A 20,341-nucleotide genomic window follows, 5' to 3' on the forward strand; every position below is an offset into this window, starting at 1 on the left:
TTAACCTTTAAATTTCATAGGAAGATAAACCACTTTCTTGGTATCAAAAAAGTCTTCTTCAAAATAGTCTGAAAGCTCAAAGATTTTTGCGGTGCGATAATCTTTGAGTTCTTCTGATAAATCTCCCCCTTTTAAATAAAGGATGCCATTTTTTCTTTCATGCTTATTTTCTTTAGCAATCTTACCTTTGACCCATCTTACAAAAGTAGGCATTATAGCGACTGCCCTGCTAACGATAAAATCATAATTCCCCTCTAAATCTTCTACTCTTTGATTAAAAGATGTAACATTCTTTAAGCCAAGACCTTCAGAAACCTCATCTACCACCTTAATTTTTTTTCCGATAGAATCTACCAGATGAAAAGTACTTTCAGGATGCAGAATAGCTAAGGGAATTCCTGGAAAGCCACCTCCGGTACCAACATCAAGTATTTTAGAACCGGCTTTGAAGTTTTGAATTTTAGCAATTCCCAGAGAATGTAAAACATGCCTAAGATAAAGTTCATCTATATCCTTACGGGAGACTACATTAATCTTTAAATTCCAATCCTTATAAAGGTCTCCTAGTTTTTCAAATTTCGAGATTTGATCCTCAGTTAATTCAGGGAAATATTTTTTAACTAATTCCAAAGTGATGTATTTTCTGCAAAAGTAGTTATTTTTTATCGCTAATTTTTTTCAAAATCAGATCGGTGGAATTTATAATATTTTAACTTTGAAGTTAATCTCAAATATATCTAAAGGACACGCGCAAAAAAGTTGCTTTAGAAATTAAAAAAATTAAAATTATGCAAGAAAAATTATCGAATCGCATTAACTCAATGGCAACCTCTCAAACGCTCGCCATGGCTGCGAAAGCGCGTGAACTAAAAGCTGAAGGAAAAGATATTATTGGTCTTAGCCTTGGCGAACCAGATTTTAACACACCAGATTTTATTAAAGAAGCAGCTATAAAGGCAATCAACGATAATTACAATTCTTATACTCCGGTAGATGGATATGTAGAGTTGAAGGATGCTATTATCAATAAATTCAAAAGAGACAATAACCTAACTTATGACAGGTCACAGATCGTAGTGTCCACAGGAGCTAAGCAATCCCTGGCAAATGTGGCGATGGTTGTACTTAACCCTGGAGATGAAGTACTATTACCCTGCCCATACTGGGTTAGTTACGCCGAAATTGTGAAATTAGCTGAAGGTGTTCCCGTAGAAGTTCCTACCAGCGTAGAAACGAATTTCAAGATAACTCCGGAACAACTAGAAACTGCAATTACGCCTAAAACAAAGATGATCTGGTATAGTTCGCCCTGTAATCCCAGCGGAATGGTTTATAGCAAAGAGGAACTTAGAGAATTAGCCGATGTCCTTAAAAAGTATCCTGATATCATTGTAGTGAGTGATGAAATATATGAGCATATAAATTTTGTTGGAGATCATGCTTCTATGGCAGGCTTTGAAGACATGTACGATAGAACAGTGACCGTAAACGGCGTTTCTAAAGCTTTTGCCATGACCGGTTGGAGAATTGGCTATATTGGCGCTCCTTCTTACATCGCACGGGCCTGTAATAAAATGCAGGGACAAATTACCAGTGGCGCGAACTGTATAGCACAGCGTGCTGTTATTACTGCCCTCGAGGCACCGGTTAGTAAAATTAGTCATATGATCGATACTTTTAAGAATCGAAGAAAACTGATCATAGATCTGCTGAATGAAATTAAGGGTTTTGTAACGACTGAACCGGAAGGTGCCTTTTATGTATTTCCTAACGTTTCATCTTTCTTCGGGAAAACCATTAAAGGTCACGAAATTCTGAATGCTACAGATTTCAGCCTTTTTCTACTTGAAGAAGCAAATGTTGCCACCGTTACCGGTGATGCATTTGGAAATCCTGAATGTATAAGAATTTCTTATGCGGCCAGCGAAGTTCAAATTACTGAAGCTTTATCAAGGATCAAAAAAGCTCTTTCTTAAGAATTCAAAAAAAATATTTATTAAAAAACCGGCGTAAAGCCGGTTTTTTAATGTTTTCAAATTTATATATTATCTATTCCTCCAGAAAAAAGGAGTAAGAAGTATTAGTACAGTAAATAATTCAAGTCTTCCTATCAACATCAGGAATGCCGTCCACCATTTTCCAAAATCTGGTAACATATCAAAATTATTAACCGGGCTCAAACCACCAAAGGCAGGACCAATATTACCCAGTGATGAAGCAGCTCCACCAATTGCTGTCTCAAAGTCCAGTCCTAATGAAGCAAGGACCACAGCGCCAATGATAAATGACAGCATGTAGAGGATAAAGAATCCAAGAATATTGAATACGATCTCCTTACTAATAGATTTTCCATTGAATCTTACCGGTAAAATTGCGTTAGGGTGTAATGTTCTTTTAAACTCAATAATTCCATTTTTGATCATTATAATATGACGCATCACCTTGACACCACCCGCAGTAGAACCTGCAGATCCACCAAGAAAGAAGAGCCCAAAAAATAATATCGTGAGGAATGGAGTCCACATGGTATAGTCGGCAGAAACAAACCCAGTGGTCGTAATTATGGTTAAAACCTGGAATAACGAATGTCTAAAAGCGCTTTCCGCCTCTCCCCATACCATTGGATGATCAATAGAGGAAATACTAACATCTGCCTGGAAGTAGACGATCAATGCTGAAATTGCTGTAAATCCGGCAATAAAATATATATACCACTTAAACTCATCATCATGAAGAACCTTACTAACCCTTCCTTTAAAAGCGAAATAACTCAGGACAAAGTTACTACCTGCCAATAACATGAATAATATAATAATATACTGAATTAAAGGATTACCATTCCAGAAAGCCAGACTTGCATTCTTAGTGGAAAATCCTCCTGTAGAAAGTGTACTAAAAGCGTGGTTGATGGCATCAAAAAATGTCATTCCTGCTGCCCAAAGTAATATTGTTTCCGCTAGAGTATAAGATACATAGATCAGCCAGAGTCGCTTTGCAGTATCAGTAATTCTAGGTTTTAATTTATCAGCGCTGGGACCGGGAGATTCTGCGGTAAATAACTGCATCCCTCCTATTCCTAACAATGGAAGAATAGCGATGGCTAATACAATAATTCCCATTCCACCAATCCAGTGTGTAAGGCTTCTCCAAAATAAAATCCCTTTCGGAATAGCCTCAATATCATTTAAAATTGAAGCTCCGGTTGTAGTATAACCAGACATTGTTTCAAAGAAAGCATTAGTAAAACTCGGAATAGATTCGCTAACCAAATACGGAAGCGTTCCACTTAAGGTCATGAATATCCATCCGAAAGTCACAATAATATAACCTTCCCGAATTTTAACTTCCTTACTATGCCCACGAGTGGTAAACATTAATAAGGTACCTATAAAAAGAGTTATTAAAGCTGCAGTCGAAATTTCAAGCGTCACCCCATCCTGATAGAACCAGCTTACTAATGTTGCTAAAAGCATAAAGCCGCCATTACATAGCAGCAATAATCCCATTACATGAAGAATAATTTTATAATTCAGTCTGGGCATTATAAAAAGAGTTTTTCAACTTTATTGATTGAACGTGGTAGACAACAAACAACTATCCTATCACCGGGTTTGATAAGGAAATCACCCAGAGCGATGAGACCTTTTCCATTCCTTATAATACCTCCTATAATAGCAGATCTTGGAAAATCAAGGTCTTTAATCTTTTTATTGCTTACCTGTGATTTTGGTTTGACTATGAATTCCAGTAACTCGGCATTCATATTATTCAATTTGGTCATGGCTACTACTTCACCTTTACGAACAAATCGGAAAATATTATTTGCAGCTAATAGCTTTTTGTTGATCAAAGTATCAATTCCTATAGAATGGCTCAATTGAAAATAATCCATATTTTCAACCAAAGAGATCGTTTTTTTAACGCTTTTTGATTTGGCAACAAGACAGGACATAATATTTGTCTCTGAATTTCCTGTTACGGCTATAAATGCATCCATATCATGGATGTTTTCTTCTTCTAAAAGTTCTACATTTCGGCCATCACCGTTAATAATTAGAGTTTCCGGAAGTTCATCTGCAAGTTCATAAGCCTTTTCCCTATCTTTTTCTACGAGCTTAACTTTAAAATTATTTCGACAAAGATCCTGAGCTGTTTTTCTACCTATTTTACTACCACCCAAAATCATCACATTCTTTATTTCCTGCCTTACCTTGCCCGTAAGTTTATAAAGCTCTTCCACTCCATTCTTTAAGGTTACAAAATAGACCTGATCGCCATCTTTGAATTGGGTATCACCTCTTGGAATAAGTGTATACTGGGTTCCAAACCTCTGAATGGCAATGGGAACAAAATTTAATTCAGGAAAAATTTTCGCGGCTTCCTTAACTGTTTTACCAACGAAGGTTGCTGTACGAGATAAACTCACACCGATCATGGTCAAAGCTCCTTCTTCAAATTCGTAACTGTCATTAAAAGCCGATTGGTTGAGAAGTAATTCAATTTCACGGGAAGCAAGAGCTTCCGGAGAAATTAATTCGTCTATTCCAAATCTTGTAAATCCAAGCTCTCCCTGATTTTCAAGAAATTCAGTATTAGAAATTCGGGCAATAGTTTTTTTGGCTCCAAGTTGTTTCGCAAGAACACAAACGGTAATATTAGTAGCTTCACTGGAAGTCACACTAATAAGCATATCTGTATGTTTGACCTGGGCTTCTTTAAGAATTTTTATAGAACTCGCATCACCTTTAATCGTTCTAATGTCCAAATGAGTATCTGCGTAAGCAAGATTATCTCTATTGGGGTCAATTAGCGTGATATCCTGAGATTCAAAGGAAAGTAATTTAGCTAAATGAAATCCTACTTCACCTGCACCGGCGATAATTATTTTCATATAAAAGCTTAAAAATGTGAGGGCAAAGTTAAGCTATTTTAGAGAAACGAAAAATTAGACTTTAAAAGATAAATTTTATTGATTAACAGGTTATTTTAAGCATATGGGTTATCTTTGAACCAAATTTTTTCTATGAGTAAGAAGGTTACGCCTTACAAGGACTCCAAACTCACAAAAAAGAAGCAGGTTGAGCAAATGTTTGATAATATATCAGATAATTATGATGGGCTTAATCGTGTGATTTCTTTAGGAACAGATGTAAAATGGAGAAAAAAAGTAGTTGCAACTGTAGCAGCTACCAATCCAGAAAGCATTCTGGATATTGCAACCGGAACTGGTGATCTGGCTATACAAATGGTCAACACAGGAGCTAAAAGGATTGTTGGCCTGGATCTTTCAGAAGGAATGCTGAAGGTTGGTCGCAAAAAGATCTCTGCAAAATCTTTGGATTCTAAGATAGAGATGATTCAGGGTGACTCTGAAAATCTTCCCTTTGAAGCAAATTCTTTTGACGCTATAACCGTAGCCTTTGGTGTTAGAAATTTTGAGAATCTGGAAAAAGGACTTAAAGAAATTTATAGAGTTTTGAAACCCGGCGGTATTTTCGTAGTATTGGAAACTTCGGTGCCTACCAAATTTCCCTACAAACAAGGTTATCATTTATATTCTAATTTAATATTGCCTGTTATTGGTAAGATATTCTCAAAAGATAAGGATGCATATTCTTATCTTAGTAAAAGCGCTGCTAATTTTCCTTACGGCACAGCTTTCAACAATATTTTACAGAAAATCGGGTTTATAGATGTAGAAGATCTGCCTCAGACATTTGGCGTCTCAACAATTTATATTGCTTCAAAGTAATACCATGAAAAAATTAATTGCGATAATTATTATTGCTCTAAGTTATAATACCGCACAGGCTCAGATATTTTCAGGAGAACGTGTATTAAATCAACAGAATTTTGATCAGCAAAGATGGTCCTGGGGCTATTTTTTAGGTCTTAATAGTTATGACTTCAATTTTGACTATGAAGATTACAATCCAAGTCCTGTGACAGGTCAAGACCTTGTAGTAGAAAAAAGAATGGGATTTAATGTTGGTCTAGTGGGAAATTTGAGGCTTAACAATAATATCGACTTAAGACTGGAACCAGGGGTTAATTTTAGCACCCGGGGATTCCAAGCTTTAAGAGCAGATGCTAACACTTACAGAGAAATAAGCTCCACCTACGTGCACATTCCTTTACTGGTAAAATTCAATGCAAATAGGCTCAATAATTTTAGACCTTTTGTAGTGGGAGGGGTATCTACCTCTATAAATCTTAGTAGTAATGAGAATAATCCGGATGATAATAGCGCGGGACAGTTTAGAATGACTACAAACTCTTATTATTATGAGATTGGTTTTGGAATTGACCTTTATCTCTATTATTTCAAATTATCACCATCAATACGAGGCGTTTTTGCTATCAATGACGAGCTGATTCGGGATTCAGATCCTAATAGTCTATATACTGGGAACGTTGATAAAATGTCCTCCAGGGCTATATTTGTAAACTTTACTTTTCAATAACAGAGCTTCTTCGGAATTCACTCAAAACAATAGAAGTTGCAGTTGCCACATTAAGACTTTCAGTCTCCCTCCTTTTACCAAATTGAGGAATTGTTATTTTTTGTGAGATCAGGTTTTTAATTTCTTCAGAAATTCCATTAGCTTCATTTCCCATTACTATAAAAGCTTTTTGAGGCAATTTTTCTGAATATATATTTTTTCCATCGAGCAAAGCTCCGAAAACTGGTATTTCGGGATTCTCGTTTAGAAAATGCTCTAAAGCTTTATAAAAAATTTTTACTCGTGCCAGAGAACCCATACTTGCCTGTACCACCTTCGGGTTATAGCAATCTACTGTATCTAAAGAACATATTAGGTTTTCAATCCCAAACCAATCGCACAGCCTAATTATGGTTCCCAAATTACCCGGATCTCTAACTCCATCCAGAATTAGGGTCAAATCATTAATTTCAGGGCATATATTCTCCAAAATCTTAAAAACAGCCAAAGCTTTTTGCGGAGTCTTTAGAAAACTTATTTTATTTAACTCCTTTTCGTCAATGATTTCCAAAAATTTATCTGAAACATCAAATTCTGAATTAGCAGAGTAAAGAGAAACTAATTCAAAATCAGAATTTAAAAACTCCTGAATCCCTTTTATTCCCTCCACTACAAAAAGTTGGTGCTTATTTCTAAACTTTTTTTGTGAAAGACTTTTTATTAACTTAATCTGGCTTTTGCTAAGCATTAAAAATATGTATTTTTGAGCCACTAAACGTGAATGTTTGAAACGGCTTTTCGCAAAAATATTATTATTTTTTTTAACCCCTGTCTTAATAATTAGCTGCAACGCCGTAAAAAGACTGGATGCTGACCAGAATCTTCTGGTGAAAAACGAAATTTTCAGCAACGGGGAAGATGTTAAGGATTCCAGAATATACAGCCAGTTATACCAGGAACCGAATACCCGAATACTCAATTTTCCTTTAGGCCTTCATATTTATAATCTTGCAAGGCCAAATATTGATAGTATTCTTTCTGAAAAATTCCTGGAGAATGATCAAAAACAAAAAAAATTAGTAAGCCTACTTTCTAAAAAACAATTCGATCGTTATTTAAAGTCTGGAGTTGAGTTTAATGAGTGGCTAAAAAGAACGGGGGAAGCTCCGGTAATCGTTAGCGAGGAAGACACCAAGAAATCTGAAAACAGGCTTCAATCCTGGTATTGGAACAATGGCTGGTTTAACGTTGAGACAGATTATAAGATTATTCCGCTGGAAAATAAAGAAAAACGAGCCAGGATAGAATACTATGTAACTCCACATGAGCCTTACATTCTAGATTCTATTAACACGGACATTCCTTCAAAAGCCCTGGATTCACTCTATGAATTGAATAAAGCTGAAAGCGAGATAAAATCGGGCACTCAATATAATACCCTTGATTTTAATGAAGAACGCGATAGACTTTCTCAGTTATTCAGAAATAACGGAGTTTATAATTTTGACCAGGAATATATAAGCTTTGACGCCGATACTGTAGAGACCAATCACAAATTGAATACTACGCTTATTATTAAAAACCAAAGAAATAATATTGGCGACAGTATTTCTAGTATCCCTTTTAAAATTCATAAAATTAGTAAGGTCAATATTTTTACAGATTATGAATTCTCCAATAGGAACGAGGTATTAGCAGATAGTGCCCGTCATGAAGGCTATTCATTATATAGCTTTGAAGAAATGCGCTACAAACCAGAGTCTATTAGCGATGCGGTTTTTGTAAAACCAGGAAGTATTTATAGTGACATAGATAGAACCCGAACATATAACCGGCTGAATACTTTAAGAATTTTCAAATATCCAGAAATTAAATATACGTTAGATCCAGACGATAGTACGGGCACAGATCTGGTTACAAATATTTTTTTGACTCCACTTCCAAAATATTCCCTGGGTTTTGATTTTGATGTTTCACAAAGTAACATTCAGGAATTTGGTATTGGCTTTGGAGGTTCCTTTTTAATCAGAAATATCTTTGGCGGCCTTGAAAATTTAGAGGTTTCCGGAAGAGGCAGTATCGCTTCTTCAACAGATGCAGCCAAAAGTAATAATGATAATCGCTTTTTTGATATTACAGAGGTAGGCGCAGATATGAAACTTAGTTTGCCTAGAATTTTTCTTCCGGTTAATACTGAAAAAATTATTCCTAAATACATGTCTCCCTTCACCAATATGAGTCTTGGGTTTAGTACCCAAAGAAATATTGGACTGGACAAACAAACATTTTCCGGAATACTTAATTACGCATGGAAGCCTTCTAAAAAACTTACCAATAGTTTTGATCTTTTAAACATCCAGTATGTACGTAATTTAAATACTGAAAATTACTTCAATGTCTACCGTAATTCCTACGAAGAGTTAAATGAAATTGCACGGCAAAGCAATTTTGAGTTCAATAATCCTAACAATGATCCCAGCCTTGAAATCCCTAACGAGGCAGATGAATTTATTAATTATGTAGTTTCTGATAATTTTCCAAATACAGGTTTAAATGAGGATGATTTTTTCAATGTTTTAGATATTTATGAACGTAAACTACGGTTGACAGAAAACAACCTGATTTTTGCTTCTGCTTTCACCTATTTGTGGAATACCCGAGAAAGTCTTTATGATAGGGAGTTTTCACGTTTTCGATTTAAGCTTGAAACCGCTGGAAATATACTTTCTGCATTATCTGGTGTTTTAGATTATGAACAGAATGAACAGGGCAAAAGTAAAGTGGTTGGAGTGGCCTATTCACAATACGTAAAGACAGAGATTGATTTTATAAAACATTGGGATATTGGTAAAGATCAGGTGTTTGCCACAAGAGCATTTGGCGGAATTGCAATACCTTATGGAAATGCTAACACCATCCCTATAACCAAAACTTTCTTTGCCGGGGGTCCAAATGATAATCGTGCCTGGCAGGCCTATGATCTTGGCCCTGGAAGCAGTGGCAGCATCCTGGAGTTTAATGAAGCAAATTTTAAACTAGCTTTTAATGGTGAATATCGTTTTAGCCTGATAGATCAGTTTAAAGGCGCTTTATTTGTAGATGTAGGAAATATTTGGAATGTACTTGATTCCAATACCTCTGAAGAATTTGTATTTGAAGGATTTCAGGATCTAAAAGAACTTGCCGTGGGTAGTGGCTTTGGTTTGAGATACGATTTTAACTTTTTCGTTTTAAGATTCGATGTTGGCTTCAAAACACATGATCCTGCAAGACCTGAAGGAGAACGATGGTTCAAGGATTATAACTTCAACCATGCAGTTTATAACGTAGGTATTAATTATCCTTTCTAAGCCAGTTTATTTTCTTATTTTTGTAAGCCTAATAAACAAAAATTATGAGTCACAATATTAAACCAGGCGTAGCCACAGGAAAAGAAGTTCAGGATATATTTAATTATGCAAAGAAAAAAGGTTTTGCCTTACCTGCTGTAAATGTTATTGGTTCAAGTAGCATTAATGCTGTACTTGAAACAGCTGCGGAATTAAAATCTCCTGTGATTATTCAGTTTTCCAATGGAGGAGCTCAGTTTAATGCAGGAAAAGGACTTTCTAATGAAAATGAAAAAGCTGCGATAGCAGGAGGTGTAGCCGGGGCAAAACATGTTCACGAAATGGCGAAAGTATATGGAGCTACCGTGATCATGCATACAGACCACTGTGCAAAGAAATTACTCCCTTGGATTGACGGTTTATTAAATGCCAGTGAAAAGCATTTTGAGCAGTTTGGAAAACCGCTCTACAGCTCTCATATGATTGATCTTTCAGAAGAACCATTGGAGGAAAATATCGAAATTTGTAAAAAATATTTGAAGAGAATGTCCAAAATGGGAATGACTCTTGAAATTGAATTAGGAATAACCGGTGGTGAAGAAGATGGTGTTGATAATACAGATGTGGATTCTTCAAAATTGTATACTCAGCCTGAAGAAGTTGCCTATGCTTATGAAGAATTAAGCAAAGTAAGCGATCAATTTACAATTGCTGCTGCTTTTGGAAATGTACATGGGGTATATAAGCCAGGAAATGTTAAGTTAACTCCAAAAATTCTAAAGAACTCTCAGGAGTACATCACTAAAAAATACAATGTAGAAGAAAATCATATCGATTTTGTATTTCACGGTGGTAGTGGCTCTACAGTTGAAGAGATTCGGGAAGCTATTGGTTACGGAGTAATAAAAATGAATATCGATACTGATCTTCAATACGCATTTCTTGAAGGAATAAGAGATTATATGGGTGATAAGAAAGATTATCTTGCTACTCAAATAGGAAATCCCGATGGTGATGATGTACCAAATAAAAAATACTACGATCCTCGCAAATGGCTTCGTGAAGGAGAACTTACTTTTAAAGCTCGCCTTAAGAAAGCTTTTGAGGACCTAAACAATGTAAATACATTATAAAATATCACTAACAGCCTTTTTCTATGAAAAGGCTGTTTTTTATTGCCATAAATTGAGAATCGGCAGATAAAAATTGAAAGAAATGGCTTGGTTTAAAAGAACACAAAAAGGAATCCAGACCCCTACAGAACACAAAAAGGATGTTCCAAAAGGTTTGTGGTATAAATCACCGACAGGAAAGATCGTTGATGCAGAACAATTAGAAAGCAATTTTTATGTAAGTCCGGAAGATGGATATCATGTAAGAATTGGAAGTAATGAATATTTTAAAATTCTTTTTGACGATAATAAATATAAGGAACTTGATAAAGGGATGACCTCAAAAGATCCGCTGGATTTTGAAGACACTAAAAAATACACTGATAGACTTAAGGCAGCCCAGGAAAAAACAGGATTGAAAGATGCTGTGCGTTGTGCTGTTGGAAAATCTAAAGGCAAAGATCTGGTAATTGCCTGTATGGATTTTAAATTTGTAGGTGGAAGTATGGGGTCTGTAGTAGGTGAAAAGATTGCCCGTGCTGCAGATCATGCCTTGAAAAATAAACTTCCATTTATGATCATTTCCAAGTCTGGTGGAGCAAGAATGCAAGAAGCGGCACTTTCTCTAATGCAATTGGCTAAAACTTCGGTAAAATTAGCCCAACTTGCAGATGCTAAAATACCTTACATCTCTTTGGCTACAGACCCCACCACAGGTGGAACAACTGCTTCTTTTGCCATGCTTGGTGACATTAACATTTCTGAACCTGGAGCTTTAATTGGTTTTGCCGGACCGCGTGTAGTAAAAGACACTACGGGAAAAGATCTTCCAAAAGACTTCCAAACTTCAGAATTCTTAAAGGAAAAAGGATTTCTGGATTTTATCACCAAACGTTCTGAACTTAAGGATAAAGTAAATCTTTATCTCGATCTTATTCAGAATCAACCTGTAAGAGCTTAAATCCCCCTGAATAAAAAATGCGGTAAGAGTAGGTAATTTTTAAATTAGTAGTATCTTTGCCGCCTGACAGAAAAACTGTCCATACATAAAAATCATTTAAATAATATTGGAATGTATTTAACAAAAGAAAAAAAAGAAGAGATCTTCACTAAGCACGGGAACGGAAAGAACGATACCGGATCTGCTGAAGGACAGATCGCATTGTTCACTCACCGTATTGCTCACCTATCAGAACACTTGAAATCTAATCGTAAAGATTATAACACAGAGCGTTCACTTGTAAGGCTGGTTGGTAAAAGAAGAAGTCTTTTAGACTACTTAATAAAGAAAGATATCATGAGGTATCGTGCCATTGTGAAGGAACTAGGATTAAGAAAATAATTTTCAGGGGGCTTTATGCCCCCTTTTTTTATATATTAGTTTGGCCTGATTCAGGTTTTCAAAAATTGTCGCCCAGAGGGGTAGTTTTTCATTGGTCTACAAACAACTACACACAACACACAACCCGGCCGTCCGGATGGCGGAGACCTTTGTTTAACAAAATGATCTGGTTGAAGTTATTCAGATCAAGAATTCGAAATTATTATGATTCCAAAAACATTTAAAGAGGTTATCGATCTAGGAGATGGTAGAACCATTTCCCTCGAAACCGGAAAATTGGCAAAACAGGCTCACGGGTCGGTTGTTGTTCAAATGGGTAATGCCATGTTACTTTGTACGGTAGTATCTTCATACAAGCCTACAACCATGGATTTCTTTCCATTAACATTGGATTACCGCGAAAAATTTGCTGCTGCAGGTCTTTTTCCTGGAGGTTACTTCAAGAGAGAAGCCAGACCAAGTAGTGAAGAAATTCTAGTAATGCGTTTAGTAGACCGTGTTTTGCGTCCCCTATTCCCAAAAGATTACAAATTCGAAACACAGGTAATGATCCAGCTAATGTCTCATGACGATGATGTTATGCCAGACGCATTAGCAGGTCTAGCCGCTTCTGCAGCTATACAGTTATCTGATATTCCTTTTGAAACTCCTATTTCTGAAGCTCGTGTAGCCAGAATTAATGGTGAGTTTGTGCTTAACCCAAGCAGAGAAGCTCTTAAGGAAGCCGACATGGATATCATGGTTGGAGCTTCTGCAGATTCTGTGATGATGGTAGAAGGACAGTTTGACGAATGTTCTGAAGAAGAGATGGCTGAAGCAATCAAATTTGCACATGAAGCTATTAAAGTTCAGTGTGAAGCCCAGGTAAAACTTGCGGAAGCATTCGGAAAGAAAGAAACACGTGAGTATGAAGTAGCGGAAACTGATGAGGCTATCGAGAAGAAAATTCTTGACGCTACTTACCAGAAATCTTACGATATCGCGAAAAGCGCAACCAGCAAAAAAGAAAGAAGCGAAGCTTTTTCTGAACTAAAAGAAGAAGTGAAAGCTATGTTCTCTGAAGAAGAATTGGAAGAGAAAGGCAAAATGATATCAGGTTATTTTGCAGATGCACAGAAAAAAGCTATTCGTGATCTAACTCTTAACGAAGGAATTAGATTAGATGGTAGAAAAACTGATGAAATAAGACCAATATGGAGTGAGGTAGATTACCTTCCATCTACACATGGTTCAGCAATCTTTACTCGTGGAGAAACTCAGGCACTGGCAACAGTAACTTTAGGTACTTCAAGAGAAGCGAACCAGGTAGATCTTCCAACGCAACAGGGTGAAGAGACTTTCTATTTACATTATAACTTCCCTCCTTTCTCAACTGGAGAAGCTTACCCAATAAGAGGTACTTCAAGAAGAGAAATTGGACATGGAAACCTTGCTCAAAGAGCTTTAAAGGGAATGATTCCAGCCGATTGTCCTTATACTGTTCGGGTAGTATCTGAAGTTTTAGAATCTAATGGTTCTTCTTCTATGGCAACCGTTTGTGCAGGAACTATGGCCTTGATGGATGCAGGTGTGCAGTTGAAAAAGCCAGTTTCTGGTATTGCTATGGGATTAATTTCTGAAGGTGAAAACTACGCAGTACTTTCTGATATACTTGGGGATGAAGATCACCTTGGCGATATGGACTTTAAAGTTACTGGTACCAAAGATGGTATCACCGCCTGCCAGATGGACATTAAGGTAAAAGGGCTTTCTTACGAAATCCTTGTGAATGCGTTAAAACAAGCCAGAGCAGGAAGACTTCATATTCTTGATAAATTAAATGAAACCATTTCCACAGCAAACCAGGGAGTAAAAGCACATTCTCCAAAAATTATCACCAGAAGAATTCCTAACGAATTTATTGGTGCATTGATTGGACCTGGCGGTAAAGTGATTCAGGAACTTCAAAAAGAAACCAAAACTGAGATCGTGATCAATGAAGATCCGGTAACTGAAGAAGGTATCGTTGAAATTCTTGGAACACAACAGGAAGGAATTGATAAAGTTCTTGCAAAAATAGACTCTATCACTTTTAAACCTGAAAAAGGTAGCGTTTACGAAGTAAAAGTCATTAAAATCCTTGATTTTGGTGCTGTTGTAGAATATTTAGATGCTCCGGGTAACGAAGTATTGCTTCATATTTCTGAATTAGCATGGGAACGCACCAATGATGTGAACGATGTTCTTAAATTAGGTGATGTGATCGATGTAAAATATTTTGGTCTTGATCCTAAAACAAGAAAAGATAAAGTTTCCAGGAAAGCCTTGTTAGAAAAACCGGAAGGTTACCAGGCGAGACCTCCTAGAGATGATAAACGAGATAATCGTGGCTCCCGAGACAATCGTGGTAGTAGAGATAGAGATAACCGTGGTCGTGATAATCGTCGTGACGATAGAAAACCAAGAGAAGATAAAGAATAGTCTTTCTTTGATTACATTGAAAAGCCCATGCGATCGCATGGGCTTTTTTATTTTTAATTTTTTTTGAAATTTCAGTTACAAACTTGCGACTACCCTTCAGTTGAAATAAAATATTTATTTTTAATTGAGTGGTGTTTCGCGTTAGGGATTGCAGTGTAAAGCCCGCAGCGACTGCAAGGAGCGAGGACTTGAAGCGTAAAGTCCGGCACGAAGTGCAACGCCCAAATAAAATTTTATTTTGATTTTGTAACATTAAGAGTAATTCTTACGTATAACTATGTACAAGAGCTATGCACAATTAAAATCCAAGTAGAAGATAGATGAGACAACTCAAGATTACGAAGCAGGTTACCAATCGTGAAACCGCTTCGTTAGACAAGTATTTGCAAGAAATTGGAAAAGTAGACCTGATCACCGCTGATGAAGAGGTAGAATTGGCACAAAGAATCAAAGCGGGTGATGACCGTGCTTTAGAGAAATTAACCAAAGCGAACCTTCGTTTTGTGGTTTCTGTAGCAAAACAATATCAAAATCAAGGTTTGACCCTTCCTGACCTTATTAATGAAGGGAATTTAGGACTAATTAAAGCTGCGAAGCGTTTCGATGAAACCCGTGGTTTTAAATTCATTTCCTATGCTGTATGGTGGATTCGTCAATCTATCCTTCAGGCATTAGCCGAGCAATCAAGAATTGTTCGTTTGCCACTGAACAAAATTGGTTCAATAAACAAGATTAACAAGACTTTCGCCTTTTTAGAGCAGTCACATGAGCGTCCGCCAAGTGCTGAGGAAATAGCGAAAGAACTTGACATGACTATAAATGACGTTAAGGAATCTATGAAGAATTCCGGGCGTCACGTATCTATGGATGCTCCCTTAGTAGAAGGAGAAGATTCTAACCTTTATGACGTTTTACGTTCTGGTGAATCACCAAATCCCGATAAGGAGCTATTGCATGAGTCTCTTAGAACAGAGATAGAGCGTGCATTAGAAACTCTTACTCCGCGTGAAGCTGATGTGATCAGACTTTATTTTGGACTTGGAGATCAACATCCTATGACTTTAGAAGAAATTGGCGAGACTTTTGATCTTACAAGGGAAAGAGTTAGACAAATTAAAGAAAAAGCCATTAGAAGATTAAAGCATACGTCTAGAAGTAAAATTTTAAAAACGTATCTTGGCTAAGATATTTAAAGCAACAACAGTTTAGTGACGGGAGTGATGACCCGTTATGAAAATAACTGTTCGTTTTTTGATTGATGAATGACCCCGGAGTGATGACCGGGGTTTTTTCTTTTCTATAAACAAAATTTCAATCTAAAAATTTCCTGCATTTCTTTAGGTTTTCTATTTTGTCATACTTAACCTAAATATTGAAATATGCGTTTTGCTATAAGCTACGTAAGCAGCGTAAATCCAAATCTTACCGAAACTCAAATACAGGAAGTTCTAAATTTTAGCAGGAATTGGAATAATGACCATGATATTACAGGAATTCTACTCTATTCTGAAGGTAATTTTTTTCAGGTTCTAGAGGGTGAAAAGGAACTATTAAAAACCCTATTCTCTAGAATTTTAATTGATAAGAGACATCAGAATGTTATGGTAATATTTGAAAAGGAAGTATCTCAGCCTAAATTCGAAGATTATCAATCAGATTTTATTTCCCTGGATTCTCGTTTCGAACCGGAAGAAATTGACGTCTACTTTTCCCAAATCGAAAAATTAAATCCTAATATTCAAAGTTCTGTCCGGTACATTCTAAATAAGTTTACAGAAGGCATCAAATAGATTTAAACTTGTTATTTTTGTGTGCATTAAAGACATAACAACACAAATATGAGTAAAAAGTTAATTGCCCCTTCTGTATTGGCTGCTGATTTTGGAAATCTTCAGCGTGATATTGAAATGGTTAACAATAGTGAAGCTGACTGGTTCCATATAGATATTATGGACGGAGTATTTGTACCTAATATATCCTATGGAATGCCCGTTCTAAAAGCTATCACCAAACATGCAAAAAAAACGATCGATGTTCATTTGATGATTGTTGACCCCGATAGGTACATCAAAGAATTTGCTCAGTTAGGCGCAGATATTCTTACCGTACACTACGAAGCATGCACTCATTTACATAGAACCTTACAGGCTATTAAAGCAGAAGGTATGAAAGCCGGTGTAGCGATAAATCCACATACCAGCGTAGACTTATTGAAAGATGTGATCAAAGATATCGACGTAGTACTTGTAATGAGTGTTAATCCCGGTTTCGGCGGTCAAAGTTTTATTGAAAATACTTTTAGTAAAGTGCAACGCTTAAAAGAAATTATTGCCATGAACAATGCCACCACTATCATTGAAATAGATGGGGGTGTAACAGATAAAAATGCCGCTGAGCTTGCTAAAGCTGGGGCTGATGTACTTGTGGCAGGTAGTTTTGTTTTTAAAGCAGAAGATCAGCCGCAAACTATAAAAAACCTAAAACAAATTGCAAATTCCTGAAAATAAATATCAAGTCGTAATTATTGGTGGTGGTCCTATAGGTATAGCCTGTGCCCTTGAGGCCGAGAAAAAAGGTCTTTCCTACGTTATTCTTGAAAAAGGTTGTCTGGTAAACTCACTTTACCACTACCCTACTAATATGACGTTCTTTTCAACTTCGGAAAAACTGGAACTGGATAATATTCCATTTATCAGTAATAACCCAAAACCTGGAAAACGTGAGGCTTTAGAATATTACAGAAGGATTGCAACAAATAATAAGGTAAATATTCATCTTTTTGAAAAAGTAACTGCGGTAAGATCTAATAAAAAAAACACGCATACTGTTATTACTTCAAAGAGTGAATATGAGGCAGAAAATGTGATCGTTGCTACAGGTTTTTATGATATCCCCAATTACCTGGGTATTAAAGGAGAAGAATTACCTAAGGTGTCTCATTATTACAATGATCCGCATTATTATGCAACCCAAAAAACAATTGTTGTGGGAGCCAGTAATTCTGCTGTGGATGCTGCTTTAGAAATATATAGAAAGGGTGGCGATGTTACCATGATCGTTAGAAAACCTGAGATTGGGGAGCGTGTAAAATACTGGGTAAGACCTGATATCATCAATAGAATTGAAGAAGGAAGTATTAAAGCATATTTTAACTCTTCTATCAAAGAAATAAAGGAAAACGAAGTTGTCTTAGATACTCTTCAAGGAGAAGATATTCTTGAAAATGATTTTGTGCTTTTACTTACGGGTTACAGGCCTAATTTCGGATTTTTACAGGATATGGGCATTAAACTCTCTGACGACGGAAGAAAAATCCCTCTTTACGATGAAAAAACCATGGAAACCAATGTGCCGGGAATTTTTCTTGCCGGAGTAATTTGTGGGGGTGTAGAAACTCACAAATGGTTCATCGAAAATTCCAGGATTCATGCTAAGATCATCATGCAAACAATTGATAAAAAGAATACTTTATTAACAGAAAAGTAAAGATCATCGAGGCACCATATAACTTTAATTCATAAAAAAAGCAATTTTAAAATAAATTAAAATTGCTTTTTCCGGGGAGTGGATAAATTTTCTATTCCATTAAAACAATAGAATTAGATCCTATTCCTTTTCTCCTACCAATTAATTTTCCGTAGAACTCAAGGTCTTCATTATTATTTTTAAATGAGTAATCTACTTTTTTCCCAATATCCTCTAATGGGAAAGTATAGATTTCAATTTCAGGATACCCATCAAAATCTTCAGATTTATTCATCCCGATCTCAATCGAATTATTTGCCTTATTATAAATCACAAATTCCGCTAAAAAATTGTGTCTTAATAGATCAATACAGTCTTGTGACAATATATTACACTCCTTACATTCAGCAATATATGTTTTTACTAACTCCTGCAAAGAAGTTCTCAATTGATTAGAATTAAAATAAGCTGCCATAGGTATTAAGTTTTTCTTAGACGGCTAATTTATTGGATAAGCTCACTTAATAAAACTATTTATGCAAGATTTAACGCTAAGGCTTAAAAAAAACAAAATAAGATTTTAGTCGCTTTATATTTATGAGAAATTGAAAAAATAAAAAGTCCGGTTTTTTAGGCCGGACTTGTTTTCTGAAAATTATTAGATAATTAATTTATTACGATCTGTTTTTCATAAGATCTTCCATCACCGGTTAGCAGTTTACAGATATATATTCCACTCATTAGATTCTCACGTTCAAACCCAACTTCTACAACCTGATCTGCATTTACTATCCCGGAATATAGACTTTTAATTAGTTTTCCGTTTAAATCATAAATCCGAAGATCGGCTTTCAATCTCTCTTTAAGGCTAAACCTGATATTGGCATATGCAGTTACCGGGTTAGGAGCGATCTCAAGATTATTAAGAATTTCCATAGGTTCTGCTTCTACCTCTATTTTTTCCTTAGTAGTTAGTGTAGAATCTTCCATGGTTTTAGTCTTACCTGCACCTTTAGGCTTGTGAATTACAATAGAACCCCCACCAAGTACTGTAGCAAGATCTGAACTCTCAGCCTCTCCACGCATATTGTCGTAAAGAACTTCATTATTGGAATTACTTCCCCAAATCTTGATCCTGAATTCATCAGGATCATTACCACCATTGGCATCACCATCTATAGCGATCACTCTGAACTTATGGGAGCCGGTACCATTTACAGTTCCATACCCAGTATAAGTAGCTTTTTTACCTGAAATCACCAAACTCATATCTTCGTGCTCAAAGCTTGAAAAATGTAAATCTCCTGCTTTAAACTGGAAGTTGGTATGACCATCTACTTCTGTAAAATTATTTTTACCGTTTTTGTATTTAGCATTAAAGCCGAAGTTCGCTTTGCCGGTTACACTTGCGTAATTTCCCTGCATAGCGCCAACGGGAGAATCTATCCATCCTCCCCCAGTTACAAATCCGCCAGATGGATCAAATATTACAATATATTCATAGACAAATGTATCTACTGCTCCACATGCATCTGTTACTGTCAATTCTATCGTATAAACACCAGGCTGAGGATTAAAGCTGCCTGTTATAATTCCATTATCTACGCATTCCTCACAAGTATATTGATCCACCACCCCATCGTTAGTGATTAGTTTCCAGGTTGCAGAAGTTACATTATTATCTGTATAGGTTGCGGTCAATTCTACCCCTCCTGTATTTACCTGTACAGGATCTATAGGTCCAGAAATGTTGTTTGTTACCGGTACTTCGTTACTTACAGTTACTCTAAAAGAACAAGTTGTTTTATTTCCTGAAGCATCCGTAACCATCCATTTAACCGTAGTATCTCCTTCTTCGAATATCGCTCCAGATAGACTATCCAAATTATTATAATCATTTGACACCATGGCACCGGAACAGTTATCATCAAATGTTGGATCGAATTCTGTGCCTATCACTGTATAGGTACAGGTTTCTGGATCGTTAGCTCTAGTCTGATCTTCTACACAAGTAATGTTTGGAGCAGTATCGTCTACTACCGTTACTGATATGGTCTCTACAGTTTCATTATCGTTGACATCTTTTACAGTTAAAGTGATATCAAAAGTTCCCACATCGGAGCAACCAAAACTGGTCTGACTCAATACCTCACTGGCAATACCACAGGCATCAGTACTCGTGCTGTTTAG

Annotated in this window: 18 protein-coding genes; 12 read left to right on the forward strand and 6 right to left on the reverse strand. The window is 36.3% G+C overall.

Annotated features, from left to right (window positions below):
- A complete protein-coding gene (gene rsmG, locus LGQ90_RS09320; RefSeq protein WP_229340423.1) occupies positions 1 to 630 on the reverse strand; it encodes a 16S rRNA (guanine(527)-N(7))-methyltransferase RsmG in 630 nt (209 codons plus the stop codon).
- A 158-nt stretch (positions 631 to 788) separates the two neighbouring features.
- On the opposite strand from rsmG, the gene LGQ90_RS09325 reads away from it, so the two are divergent.
- Entirely contained in the window at positions 789 to 1,976 is a 1,188-nt protein-coding gene (locus LGQ90_RS09325) for a pyridoxal phosphate-dependent aminotransferase (RefSeq protein WP_229340425.1), read from the forward strand.
- Positions 1,977 to 2,045: 69 nt separating this feature from the next.
- On the opposite strand, the gene LGQ90_RS09330 is transcribed toward LGQ90_RS09325, so the two are convergent.
- Positions 2,046 to 3,542 (reverse strand): TrkH family potassium uptake protein, encoded by a 1,497-nt coding sequence (locus tag LGQ90_RS09330; RefSeq protein WP_229340426.1) that lies wholly within the window; start codon positions 3,540 to 3,542, stop codon positions 2,046 to 2,048.
- Entirely contained in the window at positions 3,542 to 4,891 is a 1,350-nt protein-coding gene (gene trkA / locus LGQ90_RS09335) for a Trk system potassium transporter TrkA (RefSeq protein ID WP_229340428.1), read from the reverse strand. Before trkA ends, LGQ90_RS09330 begins: the two co-directional genes overlap by 1 nt.
- Positions 4,892 to 5,023: 132 nt before the next feature.
- Here trkA and ubiE point away from each other — a divergent pair, with 132 nt between their 5' ends.
- Together ubiE and porT are read left to right on the forward strand one after the other, a co-directional pair.
- The gene (gene ubiE / locus LGQ90_RS09340; protein WP_229340430.1) at positions 5,024 to 5,752 is read left to right on the forward strand and encodes a bifunctional demethylmenaquinone methyltransferase/2-methoxy-6-polyprenyl-1,4-benzoquinol methylase UbiE; all 729 of its coding nucleotides are present in this window, start codon (positions 5,024 to 5,026) and stop codon (positions 5,750 to 5,752) included.
- Between the two features lie 4 nt (positions 5,753 to 5,756).
- Positions 5,757 to 6,464 carry a type IX secretion/gliding motility protein PorT/SprT gene (porT, locus tag LGQ90_RS09345; RefSeq protein WP_229340432.1) on the forward strand — a complete coding sequence of 236 codons (708 nt, stop codon included), beginning with the start codon at positions 5,757 to 5,759 and terminating at the stop codon, positions 6,462 to 6,464.
- Here the strand turns inward: porT and LGQ90_RS09350 are convergent.
- The gene (locus LGQ90_RS09350) at positions 6,451 to 7,191 is read right to left on the reverse strand and encodes a TrmH family RNA methyltransferase (protein WP_229340434.1); all 741 of its coding nucleotides are present in this window, start codon (positions 7,189 to 7,191) and stop codon (positions 6,451 to 6,453) included. The genes porT and LGQ90_RS09350 overlap by 14 nt on opposite strands.
- Before the next feature lie 37 nt (positions 7,192 to 7,228).
- Between LGQ90_RS09350 and tamL the strand changes: the two genes are divergently transcribed.
- The 9 genes from tamL to LGQ90_RS09395 all read left to right on the forward strand — a co-directional run bounded on the left by tamL (position 7,229) and on the right by LGQ90_RS09395 (position 18,172).
- The gene (gene tamL, locus LGQ90_RS09355; protein WP_229340436.1) at positions 7,229 to 9,793 is read left to right on the forward strand and encodes a translocation and assembly module lipoprotein TamL; all 2,565 of its coding nucleotides are present in this window, start codon (positions 7,229 to 7,231) and stop codon (positions 9,791 to 9,793) included.
- Between the two features lie 44 nt (positions 9,794 to 9,837).
- A complete protein-coding gene (fbaA, locus tag LGQ90_RS09360) occupies positions 9,838 to 10,905 on the forward strand; it encodes a class II fructose-bisphosphate aldolase (protein ID WP_229340438.1) in 1,068 nt (355 codons plus the stop codon).
- Positions 10,906 to 10,987: 82 nt separating this feature from the next.
- Positions 10,988 to 11,845 (forward strand): acetyl-CoA carboxylase, carboxyltransferase subunit beta, encoded by an 858-nt coding sequence (accD, locus tag LGQ90_RS09365; RefSeq protein ID WP_229340440.1) that lies wholly within the window; start codon positions 10,988 to 10,990, stop codon positions 11,843 to 11,845.
- A 111-nt stretch (positions 11,846 to 11,956) separates the two neighbouring features.
- Positions 11,957 to 12,226 (forward strand): 30S ribosomal protein S15, encoded by a 270-nt coding sequence (rpsO, locus tag LGQ90_RS09370; RefSeq protein ID WP_229340442.1) that lies wholly within the window; start codon positions 11,957 to 11,959, stop codon positions 12,224 to 12,226.
- A 204-nt stretch (positions 12,227 to 12,430) separates the two neighbouring features.
- Positions 12,431 to 14,686 carry a polyribonucleotide nucleotidyltransferase gene (locus tag LGQ90_RS09375; RefSeq protein WP_229340444.1) on the forward strand — a complete coding sequence of 752 codons (2,256 nt, stop codon included), beginning with the start codon at positions 12,431 to 12,433 and terminating at the stop codon, positions 14,684 to 14,686.
- Positions 14,687 to 15,006: 320 nt separating this feature from the next.
- Positions 15,007 to 15,870 (forward strand): sigma-70 family RNA polymerase sigma factor, encoded by an 864-nt coding sequence (locus tag LGQ90_RS09380; protein ID WP_011708302.1) that lies wholly within the window; start codon positions 15,007 to 15,009, stop codon positions 15,868 to 15,870.
- Between the two features lie 195 nt (positions 15,871 to 16,065).
- Complete coding sequence (locus LGQ90_RS09385; protein ID WP_229340446.1) at positions 16,066 to 16,476, forward strand: BLUF domain-containing protein; 411 nt, start codon at positions 16,066 to 16,068, stop codon at positions 16,474 to 16,476.
- A 48-nt stretch (positions 16,477 to 16,524) separates the two neighbouring features.
- The gene (rpe, locus tag LGQ90_RS09390; RefSeq protein WP_229340448.1) at positions 16,525 to 17,187 is read left to right on the forward strand and encodes a ribulose-phosphate 3-epimerase; all 663 of its coding nucleotides are present in this window, start codon (positions 16,525 to 16,527) and stop codon (positions 17,185 to 17,187) included.
- On the forward strand, positions 17,174 to 18,172 hold the full coding sequence (locus LGQ90_RS09395; RefSeq protein ID WP_229340450.1) for a YpdA family putative bacillithiol disulfide reductase: 999 nt from the start codon (positions 17,174 to 17,176) through the stop codon (positions 18,170 to 18,172). Before rpe ends, LGQ90_RS09395 begins: the two co-directional genes overlap by 14 nt.
- 91 nt (positions 18,173 to 18,263) lie before the next feature.
- Here the strand turns inward: LGQ90_RS09395 and LGQ90_RS09400 are convergent, their stop codons facing one another.
- Both LGQ90_RS09400 and LGQ90_RS09405 read right to left on the reverse strand, forming a co-directional pair.
- Positions 18,264 to 18,626 carry a hypothetical protein gene (locus LGQ90_RS09400; RefSeq protein WP_229340452.1) on the reverse strand — a complete coding sequence of 121 codons (363 nt, stop codon included), beginning with the start codon at positions 18,624 to 18,626 and terminating at the stop codon, positions 18,264 to 18,266.
- Between the two features lie 191 nt (positions 18,627 to 18,817).
- A partial coding sequence (locus LGQ90_RS09405; protein ID WP_229340454.1) for a T9SS type A sorting domain-containing protein occupies positions 18,818 to 20,341 on the reverse strand: 1,524 nt, incomplete at its 5' end.

Source organism: Christiangramia sediminis (assembly GCF_020552705.1).
Lineage (GTDB): Bacteria > Bacteroidota > Bacteroidia > Flavobacteriales > Flavobacteriaceae > Christiangramia > Christiangramia sediminis.